The sequence below is a fragment of the Streptomyces sp. genome (assembly GCF_036566765.1).
Lineage (GTDB): Bacteria > Actinomycetota > Actinomycetes > Streptomycetales > Streptomycetaceae > Streptomyces.
Genome location: NZ_DATCVQ010000240.1, coordinates 1 through 20,478, shown reverse-complemented (window position 1 = coordinate 20,478; position 20,478 = coordinate 1). Strand labels below are relative to the sequence as shown.

The window sequence follows — 20,478 nt, the reverse complement described above, 5'->3', positions numbered from 1 at the left end:
TCCCCCGGTTCAGCGGTCGATGCGCACCGTGGCGCCGGCCAGCTGGTCCTCCACCTGGCGGATGTCCGCGTCGACCATGATCCGGGCCAGCTCCTCCACCTGCACGCAGGGCTTCCAGCCCAGCAGGTCCTGGGCCTTCGACGCGTCGCCGATCAGCGCGTCGACCTCGCTGGGGCGCTCGTACTTGGGGTCGTAGCGGACGTACTCGGCCCAGTCCAGGCCGGCATGCGCGAAGGCCGTCTCGACGAACCGCTTCACGGTCGCCGGGACTCCGGTCGCCACCACGTAGTCGGTCGGCTCGTCCTGCTGGAGCATCCGCCACATCGCGTCGACGTACTCGGGGGCGTACCCCCAGTCCCGTACCGCGTCGAGGTTGCCCAGGTACAGCCTGTCCTGGAGGCCGGACGCGATCCGGGCCACCGCGCGGGTGATCTTGCGGGTCACGAAGGTCTCGCCGCGGCGCGGCGACTCGTGGTTGAACAGGATGCCGTTGACCGCGAACATCCCGTACGCCTCGCGGTAGTTGACCGTGGTCCAGTAGCCGAAGACCTTGGCTGCGCCGTACGGGCTGCGCGGGTGGAACGGGGTCTGCTCGTTCTGCGGCGGGGGAGTGGCTCCGAACATCTCGGAGGAGGACGCCTGGTAGATCCGGGTGTCGATGCCGCTGGCCCGGATCGCCTCCAGGAGCCGCAGCGCGCCCAGGCCCGTCACGTCGCCGGTGTACAGCGGCGCGTCGAAGGAGACCCGCACATGGGACTGCGCGCCGAGGTTGTACACCTCGTCGGGGCGTATCTCTCGCAGCAGGTTCACCAGCGCCACCCCGTCCGACAGGTCCGCGTGGTGCAGCACGAAGGAACGGTTCGCCTGCTGTGGGTCCTGGTAGATGTGGTCGATCCGCTCCGTGTTGAAGCTGGACGAACGGCGGACGAGGCCGTGCACCGTGTAGCCCTTGGACAGCAGCAGCTCGGCCAGGTAGGAACCGTCCTGCCCGGTGACGCCGGTGATGAGTGCGGTCTTGCTCATGCGTGGTGCCCCTCCCGAACGGACCGGCCCCCAGCCGGTCCGAATCCTGCGGATTTAGTGTGATCCTGGAAGAAAATCCGGATCTGGTGCGCTGCGGTCCCCCTTGGCCTGGCATGATCCGGGCCATGACTGATTCGACGAGCGCATCGACGTCGTACCTGCCCGAGCGGGCCCGCATCTTCGTCGCGGGCCACCGCGGTCTGGTGGGCTCCGCGGTCGCCCGGAGGCTCACCGCGGACGGACACGAGGTGCTCAGCCGCACCCGCGCCGAACTCGACCTGCGCGACGCCGCGCGCACCGCCGACTACCTGCGCGAGACGCGGCCGGACGCGGTGGTGCTGGCCGCCGCGAAGGTCGGCGGCATCATGGCCAACAGCACCTACCCCGTGCAGTTCCTGGAGGAGAACCTCCAGATCCAGCTCAGCGTGATCGCGGGTGCGCACGCGGCCGGGGTCGGCAGGCTGCTGTTCCTGGGCTCGTCCTGTATCTACCCCAAGCTCGCGCCCCAGCCGATCAGCGAGGACGCGCTGCTCACCGGCCCCCTGGAGCCGACGAACGAGGCCTACGCGCTCGCGAAGATCGCCGGCATCGTGCAGGTCCAGTCGTACCGGAAGCAGTACGGCGCGGCGTACATCTCCGCGATGCCGACCAACCTCTACGGCCCCGGCGACAACTTCGACCTGGAGACCTCGCATGTCCTGCCGGCGCTGATCCGGCGCTTCCACGAGGCCCGCGAGGCCGGACTCGACGAGCTCGCGCTCTGGGGCTCCGGCACCCCGCGCCGGGAGTTCCTGCACGTCGACGACCTGGCCGCGGCCTGCGCCGTGCTGCTGCGCTCCTACGACGGGGACGAGCCGGTCAACATCGGCTGCGGCGAGGACCTGACGATCCGTGAACTCGCCGAGACCGTCGCGGAGGTGACCGGCTTCCAGGGCCGGCTGGCCTGGGACACGAGCAAGCCGGACGGGACCCCGCGCAAGCTGCTCGACGTGACCCGGCTGGCCTCCCTCGGCTGGAAGCCGGGGATCGCGCTGCGGGACGGGATCGCATCCACCTACGCCTGGTGGCGGGAACAGAACTGACGTCATCCGGGCGGCCCGTCAGTACGCTCCGCGACCGTCGACGACGGCGCGGAACGTACGGGCCATGACGTCGACGTCGCTGGTGAACGACCAGTTGTCGACATAGTGCAGGTCCAGCTCGACCGTCTCGTCCCAGGACAGGTCCGAGCGGCCGCTGATCTGCCACAGTCCGGTCATGCCCGGCCGTACGGAGAGCCTGCGCAGCTCCACGTCGTCGTACCGGGCGACCTCGTCGGGCAGCGGCGGGCGCGGCCCGACCAGCGACATTGTCCCGCACAACACGTTGATCAGCTGCGGGAGTTCGTCCATCGAGGTGCGCCGAAGGAGCCGGCCGACGCGCGTGACGCGGGGGTCGCGGCGCATCTTGAACATCAGTCCGTCGTGCTCGTTGGACTGCGTCAGCTCCTCCTTGCGGGCGTCCGCGTCGAGGAACATCGTGCGGAACTTCCACATCATGAACGGCTCACGGCCCTGGCCGATCCGCACCTGCCGGTAGAAGACCGGACCCGGCGAGGTGAGCCGCACCGCCGCGCCGATCCCGAGGAACAGCGGCGACAGGACCAGCAGCCCCAGCGCCGCGCCCACCCGGTCGGTCACCGACTTGAGGACCTGCTGCACCCCGTTGCGGACCGGCGGCACGACCCGCAGCAGCGCCATCCCCGCCGCCGACACGGTCTCGATGCGCTTCACCGCGCACTCCACCAGGCCCGGGGCAAGAGCGAGTTCGGTCCCGGAGTCGTGCAGTCCCCAGGCAAGCCGGCGCAGCCGCGGCCCCGTCATACGGGCACCGGGCGCGACCAGCACCACGTCCGCGTGCAGCCTTCGGGCGGCCTCGAGGACGTCGCAGGCGTCCCCGTCGACCTGCGTCGGGGCGGACACCGCGAGCCGGGCGGCGACCGGCGCCCCGGTGCGGACCGGGCCCTCGCCGATCGCGACGACGCCGACGACGACGTACGGATGGTCCGTGCGGCCGGACAGATGCTCGGCGACATCCCCCGCGGCGGCCGGCTCGCCGAGTACCAGGACGCGGGTGACGACCTGCGCCTCGCGACGCGCCGCCGTCAGGTGATGCCACGTCAACTTGCGGCAGATCAGGGTGAGTACGGGTGACGGCAGCAGCGCGGCCAGGCAGAGCAGCGGCGGGTGGTGCAGGTCGGCGGCGGCCCGCAGCACGGCCAACACGCCGATCAGGATCAGCCAGTCGCGCAGCACTGGGAGGCTGCCGCGGGACTCGCCGAGCGAGCGGGCCGCGTATCGGTGCCGTACGAGACGTACCGACAACCAGGCGGCTGCGGCCACGGCCGCGCAAACGGCCGCGTACGGCTGGCGGTTGAGATGGAACACGAGCGTGGTGGGCAGGGCGACGCCCGCCACGTCCACCGTCAGCGCGAACGGCAGATACCAGTGCGCCTTGGCCCGCAGATGCGGATGGACGGGCCGCGTCCGCGATCCGGTTCTTCCCTCAGCTGTGGTCTCAGCTGTGCGGGAATGCCACATGTACCCCCCCGGCACGTGTCGACTTTCGCTGCCCCGTTCATCGACCCCCGGATCGATGAACAAGCGTCGCATCGCGGAAGAGTACGACAAACACACGTACCTCGTCTGCTGTTCGCATGAAAGACGTGACAGGGTGATGGTGTGTTCATCTCATGACACCAGGGCCCGCGTCAGCCTCTCCCGTCACGTGGTACTTCTGTCATGTTCACACTTTTCGCGCCTGAACCGGCACGGTGGGAGGGGCCTCGAGTGCATCAGGGGGAAGCGGCGGACACCAGGGCGGACGCGCCGGATGTGGCGGACGCCACGCGGCGGAAGCGGCGCCGGGTCCGGCCGGGGAGGGTGCTCCTCGGCGCGTGCGCGCTGTTGGGCGTCGGCATCCTGATGGCCGGCGGGGCCGGCTGGTGGGCCGTCGACCACTACACCGGCAAGGTCGAGCGCATCCCGGGCGCGTTCCCGACGCAGGTGCCCTCCGCGGAGCAGCCGGCGCCGGGCAAGGGCGGCCAGACCTTCCTGCTGGTCGGCGTCGACAGCCGCTCCGACCTGCCGACCACGGGACGCGACGCCAAGGCCCCGTCCTGGAAGTACGGGGCCCAGCGCAGCGACACGATGATGCTGATCCACCTGCCGGCGGACCACTCCAACGCCTACGTCGTCTCCCTGCCCCGCGACTCCTGGGTCCCCGTCCCGGGACACGGCGACGCCAAGCTCAACGCCGCCTTCTCCTGGGGCGGTCCGCCGCTGCTCATCGACACCGTGCAGCGCCTCACCGACGTGCGCGTCGACCATCTCGCCGTCATCGACTGGGAGGGCTTCAAGAAGCTCACCGACGCGGTCGGCGGCGTCGACCTGACGGTCGACGGCGAGGTCCGCCACATGAACGGCGAGCAGGGGCTGCGATACGTGCGCGAGCGAAAGCACCTCGCCCGCGGCGACTTCGACCGGACGCACCGTCAGCAGAACTTCCTGCGCGCCGTTCTCGCCAAGGTCATGACCCCGCGCAACCTCACCAACCCGCTCAAGGCCTCCGACGTGCTCGACGACCTCACCGCGAGCGTCAGCGTCGACGACCGGCTGAGCGACTCCGACCTGCGTGACCTGATGTGGAGCAACCGCGATGTGCGGCCCGGCCGGATGGTGTTCATGAACGCGCCGGTCGCCGGCACGGACATGATCAAGGGCCAGTCGGTGGTCCTCGTCGACAAGAAGAAGTCGGCCGAACTCTGGGCCGCCATGCGGAACGACACCATGGACGACTACGTCGCCGGTCACCGCGTCGACCGGCTCGGAAGCGGTACGCGGTAGTGCCGCGCCGGTCATCCGGCGCACCGCGGACGGTTGTTGTTCCGCCGCCGTCCATCGGTTGTACTACCGCCATGACGGACACCCACGCGACCTCTCTCAGGGGGCGACGCGCCTCCCATCGGTCGCCCCGGCGCCGTCGTCTGCTTCCCGGCCTCCTGCTCGGCGTCCTGGCGCTCGGCGCCTGGGCCGGCAGCGGCATGGCCGACGTCGTGCGCACCGCCGACCGGGACGAACGCCCCGCCGCCGAGCGGCCCGCGCAGTACAGCACCGCCCTGCCGTTCGACCTGCCCGACACCCGGACCCTGCGCGACTCCGGGAAACCGGTGTTCGCCCATTACTTCACGCCCTACCCGCTCTCCCTCGACAACGAGCCGCCGCAGCAGGACTACTACGCCCGCAACTACCTGACCCCGCAGGGCGAGAAGGGCAAGCACCGCGCGTACGGCGGACTGCTGCGCGACCGGCCGCTGCCCGCCCCGCGCGAGGACGGCGACTGGGAACTCGCCCATCTGCGCCAGGAGATCCGCACCGCGCGCGACGCCGGGCTCGACGGCTTCACCCTCGACATCCTGTCCCTGACCGGCCGCAACCGGGAACGCGTCGAGAACCTGATGCGGGCCGCCGACGCCGAGGACCCCGGCTTCCGCATCGTCCTGATGCCCGACATGACGTCCCTGCACACCACGCCCGAAGCCCTCGCCGACGCGCTCGCCGGGCTGGCTCGCCACCGCTCGGCGCATCGTCTGTCCGACGGGCGCCTGGTGGTCTCCCCGTTCAAGGCCGAGGCACAGAGCCCCGATTGGTGGCAGCGCACGACGATGGCGCTGGAGCGCGAGCACGGCATCCGTACCGCCCTCGTCCCGGTCTTCCTCGACCTCGACGCGAACGCCGACCGGTTCGCGCCGATCAGCCACGGCTTCTCCGAATGGGGCAGCCGCAGTTACAGCACCCAGTCCGGAGCCGCGTCCGCCACGCGGAAGGCGCACCGGCTCGGCAAGATCTGGATGCAGCCGGTCTCCGTCCAGGACGCCCGGCCCAACCAAGGGGTGTACGACGAGGCGGGCAACACCGAGACTCTGCGGGCCAGTTGGGGCGAGGCCATCGACAACCGTGCCGACTGGGTGCAGCTCACCACCTGGAACGACTACTCCGAGGGCACCCACTTCGCGCCGTCCTTGCACAACGGCTACGCCTTCCTCGACCTCACCTCGTACTACCTGACCCGCTTCAAGATCGGCGCTTGGCCGCGGATCGAGCGGGACACGCTCTACCTCACCTCCCGGGTCCAGTTCGCCGCCGCACGCCCCCCGGCCGGCGCGCAGAGCCTGCTGATAGCGCCCCGCGACGGCTCGGCGGCGCCCCGGGACACGGTCGAGGTGCTCAGCTTCCTGACCGGCCCGGCCACCGTGCGGACCGCGACGGGCTCCGAGCGGGCGAGCCACTCCGCCCCGGCCGGGGTCTCCGCGCGGCTGCTGCCGCTGCGCACAGGGACCAGCGGCGCGAGCGTCGTACGGGACGGGGAGACCACCACGACGGTCGCCTCCCGGTACCCGGTTCGGGACCCGATCACCAAGCAGGACCTGCAGTACTACGCGGTCACCAGCGGGCGCAGCCAGCGATGACCGGCGTCGGCCGGGGGCGCTGTCGGGGCGCTGTCCTTGGCGTTGCCGTGGGCGTTGCGGTGGGCGTTGTCAGTGGCGGGGCCTAGCGTTTTCCTCATGACGACGAAGACCTATCTGGAGCTGTCGCAGGACGACGGCAGCGCGCACAAGTTCTACGAAGTGACGGTCGACGGCACCACGGTGTCGGTCCGTTACGGACGGATCGGCGCGGCCGGGCAGACGCAGATCTCGACCTTCCCCACCGAGGAGAAGGCGCGGGCCGCGGCGGCCAAGAAGATAGGGGAGAAGGCACGCAAGGGGTACGCCCCCGCGGTCCAGGGGCAGCGGGCCGCGCGCTCCGTCACCCGGCGTGTGGTCGCCTCGGCGCCCTCCACCGCCCGCGCCGTCGCGCCGGTGCTGTGGCGGTTCCGGACCGGCTCGGCGGCCTTCGGCATCCACGTCGACGACGAGCGCTGCTGGGTCGGCAACCAGTCCGGAGACGTGTACACGCTCAGCCACTCCGGCGAGGTCGAGGCCCGGTTCAACCTGCCCGACGGCGTGAAGTGCCTGGTCGCCGACGACTTCTGGATCTACGCCGGCTGCGACGACGGCAGGGTCTACGACCTGTCCTCGAAGCTGCCGTTCGCCGCCTACGACATCGCCGCCGACGTGGACATCTTCTGGCTGGACATCCACGAGGGTGTGCTGAACGTCGCCGACCGGGCCGGTCGGCTGACCGTCATCGACCACGAGGACGAGCACCAGTGGGCCCGCCGCAGCGAGGGCGAGCACGCCTGGATGGTCCGCGCCGACGACAAGGCGGTCTACCACGGCCACCAGCGCGGCGTGACGGCGTACGCGCCCGAGGGCGGCGGCGAGCTGTGGCACAGCCCGACCGACGGCGGGGTGCTGTTCGGCTGGCAGGAGGACGCCGCCGTGTACGCGGGCACCGCGCACCGCAAGGTGCAGCGGATCGCGAAGGCCGACGGCCGGGTCGAGGCGGTCTACCGCTGCGACGGCCCGGTGTACTCCTGCGCCACCTCGCCCGGCGGCCGCTTCGTCTTCGCCGCCGACTCCGCGTCCTCCGTGTACTGCTTCGACGCGGACGGGACCCGGCTGTGGAAGCTCGGCACCGGCGGCGGCTCGGCGCTCTCCATGCAGTACCGCGACGAACGGCTGTACCTCGTCACCACCGACGGCTCGCTGGCCTGCGTGGACGCGAGCGAGGCGGCGATCGCCGCCGCCCAGCGCGGCACGGTCCCCGAGACCCGGGACGTCAAGCTCGCGGAGGCGCTGCCGACGTACGAGCCGGCGACGACCACGGCGGCTGTGGCCAGTGTGGCGACGGCGCCGGCTGGCTCGGTGGTCGTCGAATGCTTTCAGGAGTCCGGCGGACGGGTCCGGGTGCGGGTGGTCTCCGAGGGCTACGAGCCTTCCTGGAACGTCCAGTTCCCCCGCGCCATCCGGGAGCCCGGCACCCGCTACGCGGTGGACGCCCTGCACTCCGCGGCGGGCGGCTTCTACCGGGTGCGCGGCGACATCCGGCGGCTGCAGTGACCGCCGGTGCGTTCGAGGCGGCCACCGGGGACGGCCCTCCCCCAGCCTCCGGCCGGGGGGACCCCCATCTCGCTTCGCTCCCCGGCGGCGGGGACGCCGAACAGCGCTCCCGCGAGGTGCGGGCGGCCTTCGAGGGGCTGCTCCAGATCCGGCGGACGATGAACCGACGCGGAGCCGACCCCCGGGCGCTGCCCGCTGATTGGGAGCGCCGCCAGCCGGTTCGGGCCGTCGCGCTCGCCCTGGAGGCGGCGGGGATCACGCCCTCGGCGGTGGACGCGGTGGGCGAGCGGATCGCTACCGGCTACCGGGTGAGTGCCGCCGACCGGCCCGAGGCCGTCGTCGTGGAGTGGGTCGGGCCGCCGGGCAGCGGGGCCGCCCACGAGGAGGAGGCGGCGCTCGGCGCGTGCGTGCCGGTGCTGGACCGGCTCGGCTGGGAGGCGCTGCTGTACCGGGGCCCGCGGAAGAGACGCTTCCTGGAGGTCGAGGCGGTGCGCCCGGACGTTCGGTGAGGCGGACGGAGGCGTGCCACGGATGGAGCAGCAGCGGCGACCGTCGCAGGGCCCGCGCGGCGAGAGTGGAAGCCCGAAGTCCCACCCGCGCACCACCGGGAGACCCCGATGACATCCTTCAACCGACGCGATCTCGGCCTGCTCTTCCTACGGGTGGGCACGGGCGCCGTGCTCGCCGCGCACGGCACGCAGAAGCTCTTCGGCTGGTTCGGCGGCGGGGGCCTGGAAGGCACCGCCAAGGGCATGGAGGCCATGGGCTACACGCCCGGCAAGGAGGCCGCCATCGCCGCCGGGCTCGGCGAGGCGGGCGGCGGCGTGATGCTCGCGCTCGGCCTGGCCACCCCGGCGGCCGGCGCAGCCGGGGCCGGCGCGATGGCCGGCGCGGTCGCCGTCCACGCCCCCGCCGGCTTCTTCGCCCATGCCGGCGGCTTCGAGTACCCCGCGTTCCTGGGCTTCACCGCCGCCGCGATCGGCGTCGCCGGCGCCGGCCGGCTCTCCCTCGACCACGCGACCGACCACGTCCTGGACCAGCCCTGGGTCGTCGCCGTCGCCTTCCTCGGCAGTGCCCTGGCGGCCGCGGCGGTGGTGGGCCGCCGCGCCAAGCTCCAGGAGGAGGAAGCGGAGGAGGAGGCGGAGACGGCGTAGTCGGGGCCTCCCGAGGCGGGTCCCGTAGCCGGGCCCTCCTCAGGCAGGTCCGTCCGGCCGGGCGCAGGTCTCCGGCGTACGCTGAGAGAGACCCGCGTCGTGCTTCGTCGTGCGCCCGTCGGAGGTGTCGTCATGACCGCAGGAGCGATCTCGCCCGGAGCCGGGGCGAGCGCCTGGGCGCCCGAGACGGTCACGGACGAGCCGTACAACGCCCAGACGCCGCCCGCCGCCCTCGCCGAGCCGGTCACGCCGGCCGGCGCCCTCTTCGTACGGGACCACTTCGGCATCCCCCGGACCCCGCCCCGCGCCTGGCGGCTGCGGCTCGAAGGCGCGGTCGCCGCCCCGTTCTCCCTCGGCCTCGACGAGCTGCTCGGGCTGCCGCGCCGGGAGCTCGACGTGGTCGTCGAGTGCGCCGGCAACGGCCGCAGCCTGATGACTCCCCGCCCGCCCGGCCTGCCCTGGAGCCAACGGGCCGTCGGCTGCGCCCACTTCGCCGGGGTGCCGTTCCGTGACGTCGCGGAGCGTGCCCGGATCGACCCGGCCGCCGTGGAGATCGTCTTCGCCGGCGCCGACTCCGGGAGCATGCACGGCCGCACCGTCGCCTTCGAGCGCAGCCTCCCCCTGGACGCGGCCCTGCACCCGGACACCCTGCTCGCCACCCACATGAACGGCGCAGCTCTCACGCCCGAGCACGGCGCGCCGGTCCGCCTCGTCGTCCCAGGCCGGTACGCCGTCGCCGACGTGAAGTGGCTGGTCGAGGCCCGCGCCGTGACCCAGCCGTTCACCGGCGTCTTCCAGACCGAGGAGTACGTGTACGTCGCCTCCCGCGGCACCCCCGACGGGCCGGTCACCACCCTGCGCGTCAAGTCGCTGATCACCGACCCCGAACCGGACACGGCGCTGCGCCGTGGCCGTGAGATCGTCGTGCGCGGCCGGGCCTGGGCGGGCGCGGGCGAGGCGGTGCGGCGCGTCGCGGTACGGGCCGAGAGCCTGGAGGACCCGGACGCGGCGCAGTGGCAGGAGGCGGAGCTCGACGCTCCGACGGGGCCGTACTCGTGGACCGGCTGGAGCTCCCACTGGACCCCGGCGCGGCCCGGCCCGTACCGGCTGCTCGCCCGCGCGACCGACGCGCACGGCGACAGCCAGCCGCTCCGCGCCCCCTGGAACGCGCAGGGCTACGGCTGCAACCAGGTCGCCTCCGTCGAGGTCGTCGTGGTCTGACGCGGGCCCCGAGGGAGGTCGACGGCATGCACGACATCGAGACCCTGGCCACCGACTCGCTCGGCGACAGCAGCTACCTGCTCACCAGCGGGGACGAGGCCGCCCTCGTCGACCCGCAGCGCGACAGCTGGGACCTGGTCGAATCCTGTGCCCGCAACGGGGTGCGGATCCGGTACGTCCTGGAGACGCATGTGCACAACGACTACGTCTCCGGTGCGCTGGAGGTCCGCGCGGCGACCGGCGCGACGGTGGCGGGCCCGGCCCGTGCCGCGTACGACTTCGATCACCTGCCGCTCGCGGAGGACGACGAGATCGCCTTCGGCGACCTGACCGTACGAGCCATGGCGACCCCCGGCCACACCGCCGAGCACACCTCCTACCTGGTCTTCGACGACGCGCAGGCCCCGCAGGACGTGGCCGCCGTGTGCACCGGCGGCAGCCTGCTGGTCGGCAACGCCGGGCGCACCGACCTCTCCGGCGACGACCGCACGGAGGAGCTCGCCCGGGCCCAGTACCGCTCGCTGCGCAGGCTCGCGCTGCTGCCCGACGCGACGCGAGTGCTGCCGACCCACGGCGCCGGCAGCTCCTGCGCGGCGGGGCCGGTGTCGGGGGAGCGGACCACCACCGTCGGCGCCGAGCGCCGGACGAACCCGGCGCTGACCGTGCGCGACGAGGAGACGTTCGTCGGGGAGCGCGCGGCCGGCCTGCCGCCGTACCCCGCGTACTACCACCACATGGGGCCGATCAACCGGCACGGACCGGGCGTCCTCGGCGCTCTGCCCGCCCTCCGGTCGCTCACCCCGGCCATGGTCGAGGGCCTGGTCGGTGGCGGGGCGCGGATCGTCGACGGCCGCGACCGGTCGTCGTTCGCCGCGGCGCACCTGCCGGGCTCGATCTGCGACGAGCTCGACGAGCGGTTCGCGAGCCTGGTCGGCGAGGTGCTGCCGTTCGGCGCCCGGCTCGTCCTGGTGCTGCCCGAGCCGGCCGGGGAGGCGGCAGAGGAGGCGCTGCGCCAACTGCTCCGGATCGGCTTCGAGAACGTCGCCGGCCACCTGCCCGGGGGTGTGGACGCCTGGGCGGCCGCCGGTCGCCCGGTACGGACCTTCCGCACCACGGACGCCGCCGAGCTGGCCGCCCGGCTCGACCGCACCCGGGTGCTGGACGTCCGGCCCGAGCGCCCGGAGGGCGGGGCGCCCGGGACCGTCGGCATCCCGCTCTCCGAACTCCCGCGTCGACTCGGTGAGTTGCCGCGCGACCGGGAGATCTGGACGGTGTGCGGCAGCGGCCGTCGGGCGACCATCGCCGCGAGCCTGCTCGACATGGCGGGCATCCGCGTGACGGCGGTGACCCGGGGCGGCGTGGCGGACCTGATGCGGTACGCGTAACCCCGCGAGCGGCCTGGGCCGTACCTCGGGAGGAGCGGCGGACTGGCGACCCGGGTGTGCGGAGGGATGATGGAGGGGTCTCGGCTTCCGCGAGGGTCGGCGACGGTGAGCGCACAGCCGCGCGAGGGAGGTGACGATCGAGGTGAACGGCCACCCCCTCGGCGGCGCGCCCTCGCACGACCCCGACGGTCTCCTCCTGACCGACGGTGCGGCCGGGGCCCTGCTCGACGCCGAGGGCCGGATCGTCGGCTGGTCGCCGGGCGCGGAGGCGCTGCTCGCACTCCCCGCCGCGAGCGTCTGCGGCCGCCACGCCCCCGAGCTCCTCGCCGACGCCACCGCCTGGCCCACCCTCCTCGCCGGCCGAACGGCAGGCACCTGGTCGGGCGAGGCGGTGCTGCGCACCGGCGACGGCATCAGCCTGAAGGTCGACTTCCAGGCGTGCCCGCTGGCGGGCGGGGGACGGGAGACGGACCAAAAGGAATCCCGCGAGGAAACCCGCCAGGACACCGCGCCGGCCACCGGTCAGGACCCCGCCTCAGGGGGCCCCGCCACCGTGCGCCCCGCCCGGTACTTCGTCCTGGCCGCCCCCGCCGGGACCGTCGCCGGCTGGCGGCAGGACCAGGCGTTCACGCGGGAGCTCTTTCTACAGGACCGGGTCGGCCTTGCGGTGTTCGACGACGAGCTGCGACTCGTACGGACCAACACCCACCTGCTTCCGTACAGCGGCGTCCCGCAGGACCTGCGCGGACGGCGGCTCGGCGACTTCCTGTGGGCCGAGGACGCGGAGGCGATCGAGCGGCGGCTGCGTGACGTGCTGCTGACCGGCAGCCCGCTGATCCGGGCGGAGGAGATGACGCGGACCATAGTGAGCCCGGGCGCGGGCGCGGTGATGGCCATCACCGCCTTCCGGCTCCAGGACCACACCGGAGGGGTGCTCGGCGTCACCGCGCTGTTCACCGACGTCACCGCGCCGCGGCGGACCACCGAGCGGCTCGCCCTGCTGCAGCGCGCGACCGCCGCCGTCGGCGGCTCGCTGTCGGTCGCCGGCACCGCCGAGGAGCTCGCCGCCGTGCTGGTGCCCGGGCTCGCCGACCTCGCCGTGGTGGAGATCGCCGAGGCGGTGTTCAGCGGCGGGGACCCCCTCCCCGACGCTGACGGGCGGCTCACGCTCCGGCGGACCGCCGTCGTCGGACGCGCGGAGTCGGGGCGCCCGCCCGCCGGCGTCGAGGTCCTGATCGACCCTGACGCCGTCGAGGACACCGATGGCCGGGGGAGGTCGATGGCGGCCGCGCTGCGGGCCCGCGGCATCCTCCTCGGCCGCGTGACGGTCCACCGCGACGGCTCGCGCTACGACCCGGCCGACCTGGACCTGCTGCGCGAGATCGCCCTGCACGCCGGCCTCGCCCTGGACAACGCCCGCCGTTACACCCGGGAGCACCGGTCCGCCGTCGGCCTGCAGCGCAGTCTCCTGCCGCCCTCGCAATCGCACACCGTCGCCGTGACCACGGCCGGCGTCTACCTGCCCGCCGACACCGGCACCGGTGTCGGCGGCGACTGGTTCGACGTCATCCCGCTCTCCTCCGCCCGCGTCGCCCTCGTCGTCGGGGACGTCGTCGGGCACGGCCTCGCGGCCACCGCCACCATGGGACGCCTGCGCACCGCCGTCCGCACCCTCGCCGACCTCGAGCTGGAGCCGGACGAGCTGCTGGTCCACCTCGACGACCTGGTCTCCCAGCTGCGGGTCGAGAGCGCCGCCGAGTCCGACCGCTCTGACGAGTCCGAGCATCCGGACGACGTGGAGCACGGCGGGCAACGGATCGACCCGATCGGCGCCACCTGTCTGTACGCCGTCTACGACCCGGTCTCCGGCCGCTGCACGATGGCCTCCGCCGGCCACCCGCCGCCCGCCGTGCGCGCCCCGGACGGGACGGTCGTGTACGTACCGGTGGACCCCGGACCCCCGCTGGGCGTCGGCGGCCTGCCCTTCGAGACCGCGGAGATCGAGGTCGAGCCCGGAACCCTCCTCGCGCTGTACACCGACGGGCTCGTGGCCGGGCTCGTCGACTGGTGGGCCCAGGAGGGCCAGGGCGGCGGGGACCGCCGTGGCACGGGAGGAGGGGACGGCCGTGGCACAGGAGGCGACATCCGCAGCGATGTGGAAGAAGACGCCGGCATGGTCGAACTCGCCCGCCGACTCGACCGGGCCGGCACCGCCCCCGCCGCGCCGCTGCGCGAGGTCGGCCGGGAGATCGTCTCCGGCCGTCCCGCGCACCGCCGCACCGACGACGTCACCCTGCTGCTGGCCCGTACCCACGTGGTGCCCGCCGAGGACACCGCCGCCTGGCCGGTGGAGGCCACCCCGGCCGCCGTCTCCCGCGTACGGGCCCTGGCGGCCGAGCAGTTGACCACCTGGGGCCTGGACGAACTCGCCTTCACGACCGAGCTGATCCTGAGCGAACTGGTCACCAACGCGATCCGGTACGCGGGCGGCCCCGTCGAAGTACGGCTGATCCGCGCCGGCCGGCTGACCTGCGAGGTCTCCGACCCCAGCGCCACCCAGCCGCGCATGCGCCGCGCCCGGCTCACCGACGAGGGCGGCCGCGGCCTCTACCTGGTCGCCCAGCTCAGCACCCGCTGGGGCAGCCGCTACACCCGCGGCGGCAAGACGATCTGGTCCGAACAGGAACTCCCTGGCGCGGAACGGCCGATGTGACACTCGATCGGCCAACGGCGGAAGTACGCGCCGTCGCACGTCCGGATCGTCGTCGTAGAGCCGACGGGCGAGCGCGTGGTGCACCCAGCCTGACCGCGCGCCCGCGCCCGCACAGATCTGCCCGACGGCTCCGGCCGTCGGGCACTTTCATGCCCGCCCGCGTGGGCGCAGCTCCTCAACGATCCCTTTCACCTTCATCGCCATTCGGCACCGGCGGCCGAATTATTGGGCACGGAGATGACGCCCTGTCAACTGCCTAGACATTTCGGTCGCGTTGAGAGGTGACTGAATGGGCGATCGAGAGGTGATTCAGAGATGACTGACGCGGTTGCACACCATTCGTCCAGTCACTCGCCCGGCCGCGAGGCCATGGTGTATAAACCGCCCGGTCCGCAGGTCGCCTGCAGAAACTCGGGAGAGGGATATGCCCAGGATGAAGAACACGTCGATGCGTGCCAAGGCGCGTGCGGCTGTCGTCGCCATGACCGCGAGCGTCGGGCTGATGGCCGCCGTGACTCCGGCGCACGCCGCTGAGTACAACGTCACCGACAACTGCAGTGTCCCGTGGATCAGCTGCTCCGAGGGCGATCTCTGGCTGCTCTACAACTCCAAGGAGTTGGCCATCCAGGACGGCCACTACATCACCAGCTGGGCCCAGTTCTACGGGAACGTCTCCGACTATTGGGGAACGAGCCAGTACCAGGGTTCGACCCTGACGACGTACCGCTACGTCTTCAACGGCAACGGCAATGGCGCGTGGCAGTACGTGAAGAACAACGCGGCCTCGGTGGAGAACTGCGGAGTCGACAACTACCGCGTGTACTACAACTCCGGCTACGGCGGCACCTCGCAGTATTTCGCCCACCGTGAGCCCTGGGGCGACTGCAATCTCACCAACCTGATCTCGGCCCTGAAGAACGAGAACGCCTCGCAGCACTTCGCCTGAGCCCCGCTTTCGCTATCGCAGACAGGAACAATCACCATGACGTGGAACAAGCGCACGGGCATCGCCGCTGTGGCCATGGCGGCGGCGACCGCATTGATCACGGGGTGCGGTGCGGGGACCGCGAGCGACGCGGCCGGCGCCGCGCCGGTGGCGGAGAACAAACCGATGGTCGACAAGGCGAACTGGCCGAAGGCGACGCCGGAGCGGGGTCTGGCCAAGGGGCTGTCCTTGCCCCTGGAGACCTACATGCAGACCTACCAGGACACCGTGACGCTGGACCAGGCGTCGCGGAAGCTCCAGGAGAAGTGCATGGCCGACTACGGCATCGCCATGGAGCTGCCCCTGGCCGGCGTGACGCCGCCGCCCAACGACAACGACGCCAACATGGAGCGCAGGTACGGCCTCACCGACGGCCAGGCCGCCGCCCAGTACGGTTACGGCCTGCCGGAGGTGCTGACCCGTCAGGTACGCCAGAAGATGCCTGATCTGACGAACGAACAGGTCGAGGTTCTGACCGGCCACTCCAAGCCCACCGCGCCGCACAAGCCCGGCGTCGCGACGGCCGCCGAGCCCGCCCCCGAGTCGTACAAGGGCAAGAAGATCCACCCGGGCGGGTGCTACGGGTGGGCGAAGGGCAAGCTGAAGCAGCCGGCCTCCGAGGACCTGGAGTTCGTCTCCGAGCTGAACGGCAACAGCTTCACCCAGTCCATGCAGGCCCCGGCCGTGAAGCAGGCCCTGTCCGCCTGGTCGCAGTGCATGAAGACCCAGGGCTACACCGCCCCCACCCCGTTCGAGGCCACCGACATCGTCCCGCACGCCGAGGGCGGACCGGCGTCGAAGGAGGAGATCGCCGTCGCCCTCGCGGAGATCGACTGCAAGGAGAAGACGGACCTGGTCGCCGTCTGGTTCGCCGAGGAGACGAAGATCCAGAAGTCCCAGATCGCCGAACACCAGCCCAAGCTGACCGCTGCCCGCACCCGCAACACCGCAGCCGTCGCTACGGCCACCGCGGAACTGGCCGGCTGATCACGCCCTGAGCAAGACCCCCGACGGCTCGCCGCGCCCACCCGCGCAGCGAGCCGCCGGGGCCCACGGCGATGTGCGCACCTGCCTGATCACACGAGGTCGGGCCTCCAGATGACCCGGTCGGGATAGACGTTCGCGGCGGGGGACAGCTCGTACGAGCCTGCGTTCGCCTCTTTGGCGACTACGCGGCCAACCCCTTGGTAGGCGAAGGGCGTTGCTTCCCGGGGCACGGTGCACTGCCTGGAATCCGTGATGACGGTCCGGCCTGCCGGGATGTTGAGGGGCTGGTAGTTCGGCGCCTTCGGGCACGGGTGCAACTGGGCGGCTCGCGCGTACTCCAGACGGGTCTTGACGTCAGCCGCTACCCGGCCTTTGTTGGTGATCTTCAAGGCGAAGGAGACGCGGTCCTTCTCGACACGTGTGCATACCCTCCACGTGATCATGTGTGGCCCCTGGAAGGGGGCACTGCACCGGCTGTCCTCGCCCAAGGTCCCCTTCTCCAGGCCTGAGCTGTCCGACGCTCCGGCTTCCGCGGGGCCGCCCTGTGCGGGAGTGTTCGAGAAGGTCGGCTGTGGCGTGCGAGGGGCGGCGAATCCGGAGGGGGACTCAGCACCCTCGTCATCCTCGGACCCTATGACCGCTACCGCACTGACAACCGCCGTGGCGGTGACAGCGACCGCCAAGGCACTGCCCAGAGCTCTGACCCGTCTCGGCCGGCCGCGTCGTGGCCGTTGCTGCTGGGATTCCTCGGGCGCAGGCAGCGCAGCAGACGAGGTGGTATCGCTCTTCGGGTTCGCGTCCCCGCCGGCGATGGCCTCGGGTATGAGGCTCGCGAGGACATCGTCCCGCCATCCCGTTCCGCCTTCGTCTTTCAGACGTCGCGCGAGGTCTGCGATTTCCACGCTGATGCCAGGTAGTTGTTCCGCTCGGTGATGCTCTCTCTTCGTCAGCGCGCGGGCGATGGCTTCACTGTCCTCCTTGCCGGGAAGCCTGTTCCTCTTTCCGCCCGCGCGCAGCTGATCGCGGCCCTTGAGCCAGTACGCCAGCAGAGGCTCATCGATTCTCTTTCGAGTCCGGCCGAGGCGCTCCAGTTCTTTCCGGTCTCTCTCCAGTTCTGCGATCAAGCCGGCGCGTGTGGGCCGCTTCTCGGTGTCGGTCGCCTGGCCGACCGTGGCTGCCCAGGCGTCGAGGGCCTGGGCCAGAGCGCGCGCCAACTCCGTGAAGAGCACGGTCGGTTCCCCCACAAAAGCCTCCGGCTCACGAGATCTCGTTGCAGTGCAACGGAAGGAGCAGCAGGTTACGGCGGTGCAAGTTGCAGTGCAAAAAGTGCGCCCTCTGAGCCTCTGACCTGGGCCTTCGCATCGGGCAAGGTTCCACCGACGGTCCAAGCGGGACCTACGAAGGGGTTCGCCATGTGGAACAAGTGCCAGCGCTGCAACGGCAAGGGAAAGTGCACCACCTGTGACGGCTCCGGCCTCCGGGGCGTGTGGAAGTGCGACAGCTGTCGAGGAAGCGGCGACTGCAAGGCCTGTGACGGCCGCGGCTGACCGGCCCCCAAGCGCATTCACCTTTGATGGATTTGGGACTGAGAGGAAACCAGCAGTGAAGAAGACGACGAAGAAGACTGTCGGCTGGGCCGGCGCCGCGCTCGCGAGCGGAGGGATGCTCTTCGCGGGCATCACCGTCCTGCCGGCCGACGCGGCCTCCCCTGCGAGCTACAGCGTCAAGGGCGTGGACACCAGCCACCACAACCACAGTGGGGGCCGGGCGATCGACTGGAACCGGGTTCGTTCCTCCGGCCAGGCGTTCATGTTCGCCAAGGCGACCGAGGGCGCCGACTGGACCGACCCCTGGTTCGGCCGAGACCTCCAAGGCGCCAGGCAGGCCGGGCTGATGCACGGCGCGTACCACTTCTACGGCCGCACCCCGGGCGCCGACCAGGCTCGCAACTTCGTCAGGACGGTGAAGGCGGCGGGGTATGCCGGGAAGCGCGCGGGTGAGCTGCCGCCCGTACTCGACCTGGAGCTGAACAGGAACGGGCGCTGCCCGGCGAACTTCAGCACCGCCGGCGTCAGGGCGTTCCTCAACGTGATCGACACGGAGATGGGTGTCAGGCCGATCGTCTACACCAACAAGCCCTTCGTCGACGCCTGTATGAACGGCGACGGTTCGATGTTCGCCGGCCACGTGCTGTGGCAGCCGCGCTACAAGAGCGGCTCGAACGAGCCCGCCGCGGTGCCGCGTTCCGGGCGGGGCTGGAAGATGTGGCAGTACACGGAGACCGGTACGGTGCCCGGCATCCCGTCGAGGGACGGGGTGGACCTGAACGTGTTCCGGGGCTCCCTCGCCGAGCTGCGGCAGCTGGCCCATCTGAGCGGTGGCGGAGGCAGTACCACCCCCGCCCCCCAGCAGCCTTCGGCACCACCGGTCGCCGGGGCGCCGGTGCTCAAGGCGCAGAGCCGTGGCATCGACGTCGTCACCGCGCAGGAACTCCTCACCGCGGCCGGCGCGCGGATCGACGCGGACGGCGTCTTCGGCCCGGCCACGACGGCCGCTGTACGGTCGTTCCAGTCCGCGAAGGGTCTTCAGGCCGACGGCGTGATCGGCGCCCGCACGTGGGGCGCGCTGCTCGTCACGGTGAAGGAGGGCAGCCGAGGCGCCGCCGTCAAGGCCCTGCAGCATCAGCTGAACGCCTCCGGTCTGCGGGTCGACACCGACGGTGTCTTCGGCCGCGCCACCGCATCCGCCGTCCGGTCCTTCCAGAGCGCCAGGGGGCTTCAGGCCGACGGTGTCGCGGGGGCCGGCACCTGGGCTGGCCTGCTCGCCGATCGGGGCGGCAGCGGGACGGGCATTCCGGCGGGTAACGCCGTCGCCCTGGCGAAGCAGGTTCTCAAGACGCCTGGAATCACGTTCGCCCGTGCGCACTCGGAGACCCGGCACAACGGCTCCACCGCCTACGCCAACATCGTCGACATGGCTGCCGGTCGCGGAGCACTCACCAGCCCGCAGAGCCACGTCGGCGCCACGCGGGTACAGCTGGACCCGCGGATGCTTCGAGCCCTGCTCACCCTGCAGGACACGTACGGCTACCGGCTGAACATCTCCGAGTTCGTCGGCGGCGTGCACAGCAAGAAGTCCCGGCACTACCGCGGGCTCAGCTTCGACGTGAACGAGATCAACGGAAAGCACGTCGGCAGCGGCGCGCCGCACCGCGCGCTGATGGCGGCCTGCTCCCAGCTCGGCGCCACCGAGATCATCGGCCCGCCGTCCGCCGGTCACCGGACTCACGTCCACTGCGCCTGGAAGTAACCCGCACACCGCTGAGCCGGGGGCGGACGCCTGTGGGCGTCCGCCCCCGGCCGACGGTTCCTGAACCTCCATCAGCCACACTCCTCCTCTTGGAGAAGGCCATGAACGCCACAGCCACACGCACGTCGCACCGTGCCGGTCCGCCGCGCGGACCCGCCGGAGTGCCGGGGCGGTTGCTCCGCTGGCTCCGTCACCGTCCACTGGCGACAGGTGTCGTCGTCGTCGCCGCCATCACCCTGGCCGCCTCGGTCCACCAGAACGCCCAGGGTCGCGCCGACAGCCCACCGCCACCGGCCGCCTCACCGACCTTCGACGACTGCGCGACGACCGAGTGCCTCCCGGCCGACGCAGACGTGGTCACCGACACCGACACCGACACCGACACCGAGACCCAGACCGAGACCGGGGACATGGGAGCCGGAGCCGACACGGGAGCGGCCCCGGTACGGACTCCACCTCCCACGCCGCCCGAGACGGAGGCCCGCAGGCCCGACACCGGGCCCCGTGCGTGGCCCTTGGTCGGATCCGGCGCCGAGGGCGAGACGGTCGCCGCGATCCAACTCCTGCTCGTGGCCCACGGATACCGTACCGACGCCGACGCGCGCTTCGGCCCCGCGACGACTGCCCGTGTGACCTCGTACCAGCGGGACCGATCCCTC

At 71.8% G+C, this 20,478-nt stretch carries 16 protein-coding genes; 13 read left to right on the top strand and 3 right to left on the bottom strand.

Annotation, left to right across the window (positions count from 1 at the left end):
- Nucleotides 1–9: 9 nt before the first annotated feature.
- Nucleotides 10–1,023, bottom strand: coding sequence for a GDP-mannose 4,6-dehydratase (gene gmd / locus VIU94_RS13635; RefSeq protein WP_331911113.1), 1,014 nt, complete (start codon nucleotides 1,021–1,023; stop codon nucleotides 10–12).
- 113 nt (nucleotides 1,024–1,136) lie between these two features.
- Between gmd and VIU94_RS13630 the strand changes: the two genes are divergently transcribed.
- Entirely contained in the window at nucleotides 1,137–2,105 is a 969-nt protein-coding gene (locus VIU94_RS13630) for a GDP-L-fucose synthase family protein (RefSeq protein ID WP_331911111.1), read from the top strand.
- A gap of 18 nt (nucleotides 2,106–2,123) precedes the next feature.
- Here VIU94_RS13630 and VIU94_RS13625 read toward each other — a convergent pair whose 3' ends face one another.
- On the bottom strand, nucleotides 2,124–3,602 hold the full coding sequence (locus VIU94_RS13625) for a sugar transferase (RefSeq protein WP_331911109.1): 1,479 nt from the start codon (nucleotides 3,600–3,602) through the stop codon (nucleotides 2,124–2,126).
- A gap of 249 nt (nucleotides 3,603–3,851) precedes the next feature.
- Here VIU94_RS13625 and VIU94_RS13620 point away from each other — a divergent pair, with 249 nt between their 5' ends.
- The 10 genes from VIU94_RS13620 to VIU94_RS13575 all read left to right on the top strand — a co-directional run bounded on the left by VIU94_RS13620 (nucleotide 3,852) and on the right by VIU94_RS13575 (nucleotide 16,510).
- The gene (locus VIU94_RS13620) at nucleotides 3,852–4,907 is read left to right on the top strand and encodes an LCP family protein (RefSeq protein WP_331911107.1); all 1,056 of its coding nucleotides are present in this window, start codon (nucleotides 3,852–3,854) and stop codon (nucleotides 4,905–4,907) included.
- A 71-nt stretch (nucleotides 4,908–4,978) separates the two neighbouring features.
- Nucleotides 4,979–6,529, top strand: a complete 1,551-nt coding sequence (locus tag VIU94_RS13615; protein WP_331911105.1) for a glycoside hydrolase family 71 protein — start codon at nucleotides 4,979–4,981, stop codon at nucleotides 6,527–6,529.
- A gap of 96 nt (nucleotides 6,530–6,625) precedes the next feature.
- Complete coding sequence (locus VIU94_RS13610; RefSeq protein ID WP_331911103.1) at nucleotides 6,626–8,065, top strand: WGR domain-containing protein; 1,440 nt, start codon at nucleotides 6,626–6,628, stop codon at nucleotides 8,063–8,065.
- Entirely contained in the window at nucleotides 8,062–8,574 is a 513-nt protein-coding gene (locus VIU94_RS13605) for a hypothetical protein (RefSeq protein ID WP_331911101.1), read from the top strand. The genes VIU94_RS13610 and VIU94_RS13605 overlap by 4 nt, the downstream gene beginning before the upstream one ends.
- Before the next feature lie 108 nt (nucleotides 8,575–8,682).
- On the top strand, nucleotides 8,683–9,219 hold the full coding sequence (locus VIU94_RS13600) for a DoxX family membrane protein (RefSeq protein ID WP_331911099.1): 537 nt from the start codon (nucleotides 8,683–8,685) through the stop codon (nucleotides 9,217–9,219).
- A 132-nt stretch (nucleotides 9,220–9,351) separates the two neighbouring features.
- Nucleotides 9,352–10,440, top strand: coding sequence for a sulfite oxidase (locus VIU94_RS13595; RefSeq protein ID WP_331911097.1), 1,089 nt, complete (start codon nucleotides 9,352–9,354; stop codon nucleotides 10,438–10,440).
- Nucleotides 10,441–10,466: 26 nt separating this feature from the next.
- Nucleotides 10,467–11,825 carry an MBL fold metallo-hydrolase gene (locus VIU94_RS13590; protein ID WP_331911095.1) on the top strand — a complete coding sequence of 453 codons (1,359 nt, stop codon included), beginning with the start codon at nucleotides 10,467–10,469 and terminating at the stop codon, nucleotides 11,823–11,825.
- 130 nt (nucleotides 11,826–11,955) lie between these two features.
- A complete protein-coding gene (locus VIU94_RS13585) occupies nucleotides 11,956–14,538 on the top strand; it encodes a SpoIIE family protein phosphatase (protein ID WP_331911093.1) in 2,583 nt (860 codons plus the stop codon).
- A 424-nt stretch (nucleotides 14,539–14,962) separates the two neighbouring features.
- Nucleotides 14,963–15,484: a hypothetical protein gene (locus tag VIU94_RS13580; protein WP_331911091.1), complete on the top strand. Its 522-nt coding sequence runs from the start codon at nucleotides 14,963–14,965 to the stop codon at nucleotides 15,482–15,484.
- Between the two features lie 36 nt (nucleotides 15,485–15,520).
- A complete protein-coding gene (locus VIU94_RS13575; protein ID WP_331911089.1) occupies nucleotides 15,521–16,510 on the top strand; it encodes a hypothetical protein in 990 nt (329 codons plus the stop codon).
- An 89-nt stretch (nucleotides 16,511–16,599) separates the two neighbouring features.
- Here VIU94_RS13575 and VIU94_RS13570 read toward each other — a convergent pair whose 3' ends face one another.
- Nucleotides 16,600–17,739: a hypothetical protein gene (locus VIU94_RS13570; RefSeq protein ID WP_331911088.1), complete on the bottom strand. Its 1,140-nt coding sequence runs from the start codon at nucleotides 17,737–17,739 to the stop codon at nucleotides 16,600–16,602.
- Between the two features lie 373 nt (nucleotides 17,740–18,112).
- Here VIU94_RS13570 and VIU94_RS13565 point away from each other — a divergent pair, with 373 nt between their 5' ends.
- Nucleotides 18,113–19,819: a GH25 family lysozyme gene (locus VIU94_RS13565; protein WP_331911086.1), complete on the top strand. Its 1,707-nt coding sequence runs from the start codon at nucleotides 18,113–18,115 to the stop codon at nucleotides 19,817–19,819.
- A 101-nt stretch (nucleotides 19,820–19,920) separates the two neighbouring features.
- Nucleotides 19,921–20,478, top strand: a 558-nt coding sequence (locus VIU94_RS13560) for a peptidoglycan-binding domain-containing protein (RefSeq protein WP_331911084.1), incomplete at its 3' end; no start/stop codon positions are given.

Excerpts from the sequence above, each read along its gene's own strand:
- gmd (WP_331911113.1), bottom strand. The coding sequence starts at position 1,023 with ATGAGCAAGACCGCACTCATCACCGGCGTCACCGGGCAGGACGGTTCC.
- VIU94_RS13630 (WP_331911111.1), top strand. The coding sequence starts at position 1,137 with ATGATCCGGGCCATGACTGATTCGACGAGCGCATCGACGTCGTACCTG.
- VIU94_RS13625 (WP_331911109.1), bottom strand. The coding sequence starts at position 3,602 with ATGTGGCATTCCCGCACAGCTGAGACCACAGCTGAGGGAAGAACCGGA.
- VIU94_RS13615 (WP_331911105.1), top strand. The coding sequence starts at position 4,979 with ATGACGGACACCCACGCGACCTCTCTCAGGGGGCGACGCGCCTCCCAT.
- VIU94_RS13610 (WP_331911103.1), top strand. The coding sequence starts at position 6,626 with ATGACGACGAAGACCTATCTGGAGCTGTCGCAGGACGACGGCAGCGCG.
- VIU94_RS13600 (WP_331911099.1), top strand. The coding sequence starts at position 8,683 with ATGACATCCTTCAACCGACGCGATCTCGGCCTGCTCTTCCTACGGGTG.
- VIU94_RS13595 (WP_331911097.1), top strand. The coding sequence starts at position 9,352 with ATGACCGCAGGAGCGATCTCGCCCGGAGCCGGGGCGAGCGCCTGGGCG.
- VIU94_RS13590 (WP_331911095.1), top strand. The coding sequence starts at position 10,467 with ATGCACGACATCGAGACCCTGGCCACCGACTCGCTCGGCGACAGCAGC.
- VIU94_RS13580 (WP_331911091.1), top strand. The coding sequence starts at position 14,963 with ATGCCCAGGATGAAGAACACGTCGATGCGTGCCAAGGCGCGTGCGGCT.
- VIU94_RS13575 (WP_331911089.1), top strand. The coding sequence starts at position 15,521 with ATGACGTGGAACAAGCGCACGGGCATCGCCGCTGTGGCCATGGCGGCG.